4 protein-coding genes are annotated in these 11,736 nt (G+C 34.1%); all 4 read right to left on the bottom strand.

Translation table 11 applies throughout. The features are described 5' to 3' along the window. The coding region (locus tag F6K22_RS15760; RefSeq protein ID WP_293099468.1) for a cache domain-containing protein at positions 1–1,114 on the bottom strand (1,114 nt) is incomplete at its 3' end. Between the two features lie 830 nt (positions 1,115–1,944). Beyond that, positions 1,945–2,952 (bottom strand): GGDEF domain-containing response regulator, encoded by a 1,008-nt coding sequence (locus F6K22_RS15755; RefSeq protein WP_293099466.1) that lies wholly within the window; start codon positions 2,950–2,952, stop codon positions 1,945–1,947. A gap of 14 nt (positions 2,953–2,966) precedes the next feature. Then, positions 2,967–8,744: a PAS domain S-box protein gene (locus F6K22_RS15750; RefSeq protein ID WP_293099463.1), complete on the bottom strand. Its 5,778-nt coding sequence runs from the start codon at positions 8,742–8,744 to the stop codon at positions 2,967–2,969. Positions 8,745–9,213: 469 nt separating this feature from the next. Further along, a complete protein-coding gene (locus tag F6K22_RS15745; protein ID WP_293099460.1) occupies positions 9,214–11,100 on the bottom strand; it encodes a caspase family protein in 1,887 nt (628 codons plus the stop codon). Between the last annotated feature and the right edge of the window lie 636 nt (positions 11,101–11,736).

Genomic DNA, 11,736 nt, shown 5'->3' with positions numbered 1-11,736 from the left:
TGTCTACAAAATATTGTTTGCCTTGAAATTCCAATTCTAATTTTTGGTTTTGTTCTAACTGATTAAAACTACCTGTTTTTTCTAGGGATTGATTTATTATTTCTTGAACAAATTTTTCCTGACTTTTGGTAATAGGTAATTGCTTGCTGGGTATTACCTCTACAAAATATTGTTTGCCTTGAAATTCTAATTCTAATTTTTGGTTTTGTTCTAATTGATTAAAACTACCTGTTTTTTCTAGGGATTTATTTATTATTTCTTGAACAAATTGTTCCTGACTCTTAGTAATAGGTAATTGCTTGCCTATAATATCAAATTTAGACTCTGATATTTCATTCAAAGAACTAGCTACAATCGACCCAGATTTTTCTATAATAAAAATCACACCAGATTGACTAATATTTACTGTTTGCAGTAATTTCTCAATCTGTGAAATAGGCAACTCAACTGCTAATACTCCAATCAGACTATTATTCTGGTTGTAAACTGGATAACTAGCTGAGATAGCAAACAATTCTTCTGAATCATCCCCATTATAAATTTGACTCCAGACAGGTTTACCTCCTTTAACTGCATCTTCATACCAACTTTCAGTTTGATAATTATCTTCGTAACTTTTAGATGTTTCTGTAATATTACCTTCTGAGTCTATCCCAGATTCGATGATAGTTTCTGAATTTGATTTAGTTATTAATTTGATGACAAAACTATTCTCATTATTTCTCTTAACTCCCACAAATTTGCCGTTAGTAGTGCCAAAATTAATCTGACTAACATTAAACTGTTTAATTTGCTGCAAAAACAAACTTCTTGTATCTGTTAAATCATTAAAACTTAGTAACCCCAACTTAATTAAATCTTGGTTAATTTGATAGATTAAATCAGGAGCTTCTAAATAATTATCCAAATCCTGAGTAAAATGATGACCAATTTTAACATTAAATTGAGTTGCTAATTCTTTAACCACACTTCGTTCTTTTTGTAATAATGTCCAGCCGAAAAATCCAACTATAATATATATCGGAGTAATCAAAGATATGAACCAAACCAATCCCAATGACACTCGACCATTTTTCCTAAAAATAATATTTTCTGAAATTAGATAATTGCTCATTTTTTTGAGCAGCCTTTTTACTGCTAAAATTACCATCATTTTGACCTAAACTATTATTAATTATAGCAATTCCCATACTGGTAAGGTACAAAATTTTAGGTTTGAGGGAACACTTAACTGGGAACAGGGAACAGAAAAGAAGAAAAACAACTGTACCTCATAACTTTGGGAATTGCTATATAATTTATTTTACTGTTTCTTAATTCAGCGATCTAATATCATGTGCCTCCTCCGGGGGAGCTACGAATTGCGGACATTACTTATAAGAAAGTTTTTGTTTGTAGTAGGACTTTAGCCCGAAAGATCTATTTCTAGGGCTAGAGAAAAACTACGAACCTAATTATAACTGTTCTACCGAATATGATATAAAATCTGATAGTATTTGGTATTATAAAACCCTACACAAACCTGGTTTTTGGCGAAGCGCTGTATCTAATACAAACATAGTTTATCAACAAGTTTATGGTAGAAATTATATTATTCAAAAGCCAGCAGATTTGATATTAGCTACACTTACTTTTCTTCTTTTCTCTTCCCTTTTCATAAAAATCTATAATATCATGTTCGGTTAAATAGTTATAATTAGAGTTCGTAGTATTGCTCTAGCCCGAAATATAATTCTGGCTAGAGCAATACTACAAACAAAAACTTTTTTTATCACTGATTATCCCGACATGATATAACTATGTACTTCACCAGTATAAGAATTACTATAGTTAACTTGATCATAATAATGATTCTTAATTATCTCTAAATTAAAAATAATTGTATCTTCCCCTATTCCCTATTCCCTATTCCCTATTCCCTATTCCCTATTCCCTGTTCAATACTTAACTTCTCGAATCAACACAAACTCGGTCGCGACCTTGAAATTTAGCCTCATAAAGAGCTAAATCTGCTTTCCTAATCAAATCGCTAGGTTGAGATTCAGATTTTTCTTTCCCTAAGCATAATTTTCTACTAGCAACTCCACAACTAATTGTGACACAATTAGTAACTTTTGAACCCTGATGAGGAATAGCAGCATCTTTGATACTGTGACGAATTTTTTCGGCAATATGAACTGCTCCTTCTCTATCTGTTTCTGATAAAACAATTACAAATTCTTCACCACCATAACGAGCTACTAAATCAGCAGGACGACCAACATTACGAATAATAATGTCAGCAACTTTCTTTAAGCAACTGTCTCCTGCTGGATGGCCATAAGTATCATTATAAGCTTTAAAAAAATCTACATCGCATATTATAATTGATAATGGTAAATCATTTCTCTGAGCACGTTTCCACTCAGTTTCTATAAACCGATCGAACTGGCGACGGTTAGCAATCATTGTTAAACTATCTACAGAAGCTAAACGTTCCAATTCTTGATTGACTTTTTCCAATTTTTCAGTCAACATCTGCTGTTTTTCTACTTGTCGTCGCAGTTCACTCATTGCCCATTGAATTTCCAATAAGCGTCGCACCCGTTGACGTAAAACTGCCCAGTGAATTGGTTTCGTCACATAATCCGTTGCTCCTACTTGGAATGCTAAATCAACAGATGCTTGGTCGTCAAGCACTGTAATCATTAATACTGGTGGACTATTTTCTCCCAATAGCTTATGTAATTTACCACAACAGGTAAAACCATCCATTCCTGGCATCATTGCATCCATTAATATCATATTTGCTAATTGTTTTTGACAAATTTCTAAGCATTCCTCTCCATTATTTGCTTCAATAACTTGATAACCATCTTTCTCCAATATACGACGTAATATTAGTCGAATAGTCTTTTCATCATCAACTATCAATATTCGTGGTGGTACAGTCCAAAAATCTGGCTTAATCATTTTCTCAATTTATTTCAAATTTTTGATTTCAACGCTGTTTTAACTGTATGATATTCTTGGTCAATTAATTTCATTAGTTCCTCTGCATTTTCTGTTGTACTCATACGACCTATTGCTTCTAATTTCCCACATAGTTCGGCTAAATTATTAGCTCCCATAGTTAAACTAAGAGATTTTAGAGCATGGGAAGAATTTCTCAATTCAACTGGATTTTTAGCTACTATTGCTGCTAAAATTGCTTCTCTTTTTTGAGGAGCTTCTTCTAAGTAACTGTTAATTATTTCTTTTAAAATAATTTCATCTCCTCCTGCTGCTTGTTCTTTTAGATATTCAAACACTAATTTATCAATAGGTGGAATTGTCAAATTTGATGTCTGTTCGTTGAAAGAATCTACTGAAGATGAACTTTCACTTTTTTCCTCTTCCTCTGATGCCAAATTATTTGGAACATTAATATTTGATTCTGGTTGATTTTGATTTTCCAGCAGATTCACATTTGCTTCTGGAATTAACTCTTGATTAACTCGATCTGATGTGAAATCAACCTCTGTTTCTGCTGCAACTCCTACTTTCTGAGTTCTGAGTTCTGAGTTCTGACTACTTATTGATAACTCATCAATTCCAACTTCTAGCTCCTGAGTTCTGAGTTCTGAGTTCTGACTACTTATTGATAACTCATCAATTCCAACTTCTAGCTCCTGAGTTCTGAGTTCTGAGTTCTGATTACTTATTGGTAAATCATCAATTCCAACTCCTAACTCCTGAGTCCTAACTTCTAGCTCCTGAGTTCTGAGTTCTGAGTTCTGACTACTTATTGGTAACTCATCAATTCCAACTTCTACCTCCTGAGTGCTGAGTTCTGAGTTCTGACTAGTTATTGGTAAATCATCAATTCCAGCTTCTAGCTCCTGACTCCTAACTTCTAGCTCCTGACTCCTAACTCCTAACTCCTGACTCCTGACTCCTGAGTTCTGATTCCTAGTGATATAATTTTTTAATGCCTTAATTAATGCTTCTACTCGAACTGGTTTACTTATATAGTCATTCATTCCTGCTTCTAAGCATTCTTCGCGATCGCCACGCATTGCATGAGCAGTCATAGCTATGATCCAAGGTCGTTTAGCTTCAGGGAAAATTTGGCAAATTCGTCTTGTTGCCTCTAAACCATCCATTTCTGGCATTTGTACATCCATAAAAACTATATCGTAGTTTTGACGACGTAATGCTTCTAGAGCTTCTAATCCATTATTTGCCACATCAGCACGATAACCCAGTCTCTCTAAGACGAGTAGAGCTACTTTCTGATTCACAACTACATCCTCCGCTACCAGGATGCGTAATGGTAACAACCTAAATTCTGCTTCATTACTCAATATTAATTTTGCTTCTGAAGTTTTCGGTTTAAATGATATTGCTTGTTTTCCAAGTACAGAAACTAACATCTCATATAAATTAGACTGTTTAATTGGCTTACTTACAAAAGCTGCAAATGAAGCTCTACCTGCAATTTCTTCTGATGTCAGTTTACCTACTGAACTGAGCATAACCAAAGGTAATCCTTGATAATCTGGTATAGATTGAATTTGCTCTGCTAGGGTTAAACCGTCCATTTCTGGCATTTGCAAATCTAGTATCGCAATATCAAATTTTTTCCCAGAGCGAATTAACTTTAAAGCTGCTGCTCCTGACTCCACTGCTTCCACTTTCATTCCCCAAGATTTTACCTGGAGGGTAAGAATTTTACGATTAGTTGCATTATCATCTACAACAAGTAGTTTTTTCCCAGTGAGTTCAGGTTGTAGTTGTTTCAGGTCAGATTCTGTAGTGGTTTCAGTTGCCATTGCCGTCATAGTAAAATGAAATGTGGAACCTTTACCTACTTCCGTTTCCACCCACATATTGCCACCCATAGCTTCACTTAAACGTTTGCTAATGGCTAAACCTAATCCTGTACCGCCATATTGTCGAGTCATAGAAGCATCAATTTGACTAAAAGGCTTAAATAATCTTTCTAATCGCTTTTCAGGAATCCCTATACCTGTATCTTTGACAGCAAATTCTATCTCATATAGGTTGTCAAAGGGTGTGTTAATTTTCTTACTCACAGAATTTGTGTTGGTTTGGTTATTATCACTATTTTTGAGCTGAGATAATTCCTTATGAGCTGATAACCATTTTTTCCCATTCACTGAAACAATGACTTCTCCTCTAGGCGTAAATTTAACTGCATTAGAAAGTAAGTTAGCAAGTATTTGCCGTAGTCTTGTCACATCTCCTACTATCGCTTCAGGAGTATCTTGATTTATAATGTACACTAATTCTAAACCTTTAGCACCTGCTTGGGAGGCTACTAAATCTAAGGCTGATTCTACACAATTTCGGAGATTAAATGGTTGATCTTCTAATTCTAGTTTTCCAGATTCAATTTTAGAAAAATCAAGAATGTCATTAATAATTGTCAGTAATGAATCACTACTATTACGGATAGTATCTACGAAATCTTGTTGTTGAGAGTCTAATTCTGTATCTAGTAATAGCCCAGTCATGCCAATTATTGCATTCATAGGAGTCCTAATTTCGTGACTCATCATTGCTAAAAATTCACTTTTGGCTCGATTAGCAGATTCAGCTTCTTGTTTAGCTTTTTCTAATTCTACATTTTCAGTTTGTAGTTGCATCTGTCTTTGTTTTTCCTGCTCTAAGTTATCTGCTTGTGCTAGGGCAATTCCTACTTGTGCTGCCACTGACTCTAATAGATCGATTTCTTCATCTTCCCAATGACGGTAGCGATCGCATTGATGTAAAACAATTACTCCATTAGGTTTTCCTTTGTAGGAGGTACGAACTGCTAATATTGACTTGACTCCTAATAAGCAACAAACCTCAGTATCTTTCATTAATAATGGCTCTAAATAGGTATTTTTGCTGCTCATGGCTCGATCTTGGGCTAATACTTTTTCCAGATTATCGTTTTCTTTCAATGCCAATGATAAACCTTGCGTTGGTTCATAGCCAAGCTCAAGATATTCTGCTACTAAAGGAATCTGTTGTGATGGTTCAGCAATATAGTAATATATTAGACAGCGATTTACTTTAAACGTCTGACCAATTAGTTTGACTGCTGTTTGAAAAATTTTCTCACTCTCTAGGGTAGAACGGATTTCTGTGGTTAACTGTTTGTGAAGTAGAATTTGTTTGATTTGGTTTTCTAAGGCAGCTTTTGAGGAATGACGTTCTATTTGATTTCCTACCCATTGGGCCATTAATTTTAAGAGGTGCCGATCGCTTTCTTTGAAGGGTTCTTCTTTGGGATATGGACTGGCAAAGCTGAGAGTACCATAAATTTTTCCTTCTACAATAATACGAAACCCTATATAAGTTTCTAACTTAAAAAATGTCTGAGCATAAGCGGGATGATTCTGCCATTCTGAATTTCTGGCAGTTTCAAAACTAATTGGTTCATTTTTTTGAATAGTTTCGCTACAATAAGTCTGTTTTACATTAGTTATATCTCCTGCTTTGATGGGAAAAGGAAATCCCAAGGGTAATTGGGAGGCAACTACTTCATAACGTTCTTCTGTTATTTTTGCTAAAATGCCTATTTCTGTTCTATATCGTATTCGGCCTATACTCAAAATTCTTTGTAAAATAGCATCCAGGTCTAAGTTAGTTTCTGAAGCTACTGTGTAGAGTTCTCTAATTACTGCTTCTGTTTCTTTTAGTTCTGTTTCTGCCTGTTTTTGTTGCGTAATATCAGTAGCAATACCAATAAATCCAATAATTTTCCCTTCACTATCCCGTTCACTCGCGATCGCTAAGTTTACTAAAATATCAGAACCATTTTTTTTAACGTAATGCCATTCTTGAGGTTCAGAAATTCCTTGTTTTGCTGATTCTACTAAAATATCAAAATCCTTAATTGGGTTATTGAATTTCTGAGTTAGTTTTTTACTGTGTTCTATTAACTGGGATTTTTGATGAAAAAATGTGAGGTTTTGTTTACCTACTACTTCTTCTCTAGAATAACCCAATAGTTTTTCAGCACCAGAGTTAAAAGTGGTAATCTGACCATTAATATCTGTAGCAATAATCGCAACTTCTGTGGCAGCATCAAGCACTTGTTCTAGATTTGCATTGATATCCACAAGTTCTTTTTGTGCTAATTTATAATTTGTGATTACTTCGGTGAACATAATTATGCCACCTATTTCACCTTTACTATTTTGCCAAGGGTGAATTTCCCATCGTATCCACTCCAGGGAATCATATGCTTCAAGAAACTGCTCTTCTTCTCCTTTTTGCACTTCTCCTGCTAGACAAGCTGTATAAATTTCCTGCCAGCGATCGTCTATATTTGGAAAAATTTCATAGTGAGTACGCCCAATAATATCTTTTTCTGTTAAATTTTTATTAGTTAACCAACGTTTAGATGCCCATAAGTAACGCATATCTCGGTCAAAAATAACTGCTGCTACAGGTGTATGTTCCAGTAGCAGGTCTTTCAACATCTCTTTTTCTTGTTTATTTTCGTCTATCTCCTGGTTTTCAGTAATTTCACAAATAGTAATTAATCCACCAATAAATTGATTATTTTCATCATTGACAGGAGAATAATGACATTCCAATAATACTTCTTTTTCAGTCTTTACTGGAGTGCGGTTTATGGTTTCACTAAAAGCTTTATTACTATTAATTATTTGGGATTTACAAGAATTATTTTCTTTTAATTTTTTGTCATTGATAGTGAAGGGCAATATTTCAAATATTGATTTTTCTATAGCATCTTTTCTACTAATTCCCGATATCTGTTCAATCCTAGGATTCCAATCTATACAATTATAGTCAACATCAAATTTTACGATTCCATACCTACTATTTTTGATTATTTCTTCTGCAAAAAAAAAATCCTGCCCCAGTAATAATTTTTCCTGCTTTGATTCTGAAAGATCGCGACTATAAACTATTATTTGTTCAACTTCTGATGTTCGGAGAAAATCTTTAATCCTCATTTCATAAAAATGCCAAGAACCATCATTATGATACAATCTTGCTTCTATTTTTACTGTTAATTTTGGATTATGAATAATTTCCGTTAATTTATCTATAACCAATACAAAATCATCTGGATGAACAAAATTAAGCAAATTTTTTCCAATTAATTCTTGTGGTTGATAACCTAATACTTCTTCTACGACCGGATTATTATATAAAATATTCCCACCAATATCTATAATTGTTACTGCATCACAATTACTTTCAACCATTAACCGAAAGTAATCTTGATTATCTAGCAGTCTAGTTGGAGTAGATATATTTGAAATTAATGTTCCTAAGTTGCTAAAAGTAGATATTAACTCTACTATCTTTTGATCGTATTCGCGTATTTCTCTGATATGAAAAATAATAACTGCAACAACAGTATTATTAGCTATAATTGGAAATCCTAAAGCTGTTTTCAGACCTACTTCCGTAGCTTTTCTACTCCGCAGATAAACTGTTTCTGGTAAACTACTAATATCTTTTTTCCACTCTGGCTGTTGAGAAACCCAAATACGACCAGGCATATCAATACTTGGAGGCAATGTTATTTCCTGACTGTAGCTATGAAACTTCGTTAGTAATTTTTGCATCTCAGGCCGTCCATACCAAATTGGACTACATTCTATCCTACTACCACTACTGTTTGGTATCCATACCTCTGCATAATCTCCGTCAATACTTAAACAAGCTTGATGGATTAATGCTTCTAGAGCTTTATCAAATTTTTCGGATTTAAGCTGGCCATAAGTCATAGTAGATGAGGTTCCTGGTTGACAGAAATTCTGGGATTCTTGGATTAATCAGCTATATATCTGAATACTAAAATATCCAAATTTGTAATTTTTCCATACTTTAAAGTTGTAATAATTATTCTATAATGTCTAGATAATGAATGAATATTTACAGCAGATTCCAAGTATGTGAAATACAAATACTAATGATAAAATTTTTGTAGCGCCCGCATCTTGCCTGGGACAGCTATACCTCACTCTTGATCAAATCCACTGTAATTTGTAATTCACTAATTTTTGATGAGCTATCCCAAACTTAGTGTTATTCGCTCAAATTTGATCGATTTTGGTTTGGCATACACAAAGTAATTAGTTGTATTCATTATAGTGAATTTATCAGTTAATCAATTAGCTAATTAAGAATACCAAAAAATTATGCTTCTATTTTCCAAAAATAGAGCATTGAGTCATAACCTATTATTTTATTTGTTCAATTTTTTTTCTTTGTTTGTATTTGGCTTTTCCAATCTGCCAGTGCTTTTTGAGCCGAATCATAAGCTGGTGTTCCATAAGGAACTAACTCACCAGCTAAAATAGCCTCACTCAAGTTTTTATTCTTGGCTCGTACTTGAGCAATACTAAAAATTGTATTACTCCACTGAGCAATTAGTTTTTGAGCTTCTTCATATTTAGACTCACCAGAGCGAATTTTACGAGCTTCATTAATTGCTTTAAAATAAGAAGATGCTTGTCCAGGTTTAATCTGTTCCTTCGCAGATTTGAGTAATGCTTCATTCAACCCTTCATTAGCTTTTTTTTGTTTAGCTAGTTGTGGTTCCCATTCGCCGATGGCCAACTGTGCTTCTTGATAAATTGGTCTGACATTTTTAGGTACTAATTTAGCTGCATTAATTGCACCATCATAATCTCCTTTTAATGCTCGTCCACTGGCTATATCAAGAATAGTCAAACTCCAGCGTTCTATTTGATTTTGTGTCTCTGGGTAGAGTGGATCGCTTTGAGGAATTTGAGAAGCTGTGATAATTGCCTGACTAAAACTAGAGGCTGAAACTGAATTAAGTGCGTTGACAGCTTCAGATAATATTAATTGATTGGGTGAGAGTTGATTTTCTTCTTGTTTTTCCCGAGCCTCTTTTGTACTAGAAGTGTTTGCCGTAGATTGACCTTCTGAAGCAGATACTACAGGTGATGGTGGTAAAGTTGCTTCTGATGAGTTATTTTCCTCAGTTTTCATAGTAAGTAAATTACCTTCACCCACTACCTGTTTACTGAAAAATATAGACTTATTTGTTAAAAATACACCCAATAGTAGCACTAAAGAAGTGAGACTACTTCCTACAATTAACTTTTGTAAAAAGGATTTATCAGGCTGGAGATTTTGAGCAATATTTTCAGACATTTCTACTTTTTTTATATGGTTTTTACTATTTTTTTGAGATGGAACTTTATTATTATTTTTATTCGTATTCCCATTTACCATCTCTGTTTGAGTAGTTTTTGTTGTTATAGAAGTTTTTACAGAATTTGAAACTTGTTTTGTTGTTCTCGAATTTATTAAGGATTGAACAATTACACCCACCTTTTCTGGAGCAGAATTAGAATCAACCTGGATTTTTTGAGGTAAAATTATTTGATTCATTTTATCAGTAGGATTTACCATCATCAGGGGATTTTGCTTTGGTCGCAGATGTTCAGTACATAATTCTGGTAAGCGATTACTTAAGAAATTATCAAGATTTTTTGGTGTTGTACATTTTCTAGAATGGAATCCTTCTAAAAGAGCTGCTGTAAAAAATCCTAGGCGCAGTGCTGAAGTTTCAGAGGAAACTTGGTTAGGATGACATGATAGTAACAGGGGTATTTCTAACTCTTTAGCTAGCTCTAGTGCTTGAAAACCGACTTGATTGTCCATTTCTGTCAAATGGCTATGCTTGATATCTAGCATAACCAAAACCTGTTCTACAGGAGACTTACTCAAATTTTCTAGTAGCTTTCTTATTGATATTCCTGTAGCTTCAGGGTCTGTCGGATTACCATCAATAGGCATCAGGTAGTCTTGATTTTGATAGGTAACACCATAACCACTGAAAAAATACCAGAGACAGTTCTCTGCTTGCAATTGGTTTTGACAAAAGCCTTCAATAATATCTAGTATATTTTCTCTACTAGGATAGGTTGGCTGTTCCCATATTGGTATTGAACTATTGTCGCTTAATAATAAACATTGTTCTGCTGAAAAATTTCCTTCGTTCAGTACAAAATTATGCAGTGCTTCTGCATCCTGTTGAGCATAACTGAGAGGTTCAAGAAACTCGTATTGATTTATACCAATGGCAATGCAAGCGTAATTTTTCATTAACCAAAAATCCTATCAATGAGAAGAATGTAGTTAGTGTTAGACATTGTGGTGTCTATTCTTTATTTATGTATTCCTTGATGATGTTGGTCTTAGTTTGTTAATGCTCCAGACACTATCAGTTACAAACCCACTGTCTGATTTTTGCTATTCAAGGATCTCCTTAATCTAAGGTTACTTAGATATGTTGGAGTTGGCATAATTCGGTCATGGCCAGCTAACGTAGTTAGTTTAGACTCGATCTGCAACCTATAACAGACAAACACAGAATTTTCTAGGATTGTCAAGGTTTTTCATAGGTGATACTTAATAAATCGCCTGTACCTAAGATAACATTCCTCGGCCATTTTAGCTTAGTCCCGCGATCGCGATAACCTTAGTAATACTAATCATTGAGGTTAAATTCCTACTCTCTAGGATAGATAGTGACTCTAATGTTCAGGTTTTTAATGTCCAATCCTGGACTCTCGGTATATGGACCTAAAGCTACAAAACTAATCGGTTATTACAGCCAAGCAAACTGCATAGGGCTAAGGAATAGTGAATCTCAACATATTCAATAGTAAGAGGCCAATAGTTAAATTATCAAGTTGTACACCATACCAATTAGCAAAAAGGGTTTGGGAATTGTGAAAG

This window comes from Okeania sp. SIO2F4, assembly GCF_010672385.1.
GTDB lineage: Bacteria > Cyanobacteriota > Cyanobacteriia > Cyanobacteriales > Microcoleaceae > Trichodesmium.
This window is presented reverse-complemented; position numbering and strand designations above follow the sequence as displayed.

Excerpts from the sequence above, each read along its gene's own strand:
- F6K22_RS15755 (WP_293099466.1), bottom strand. The coding sequence starts at position 2,952 with ATGATTAAGCCAGATTTTTGGACTGTACCACCACGAATATTGATAGTT.
- F6K22_RS15745 (WP_293099460.1), bottom strand. The coding sequence starts at position 11,100 with ATGAAAAATTACGCTTGCATTGCCATTGGTATAAATCAATACGAGTTT.
- F6K22_RS15750 (WP_293099463.1), bottom strand. The coding sequence starts at position 8,744 with ATGACTTATGGCCAGCTTAAATCCGAAAAATTTGATAAAGCTCTAGAA.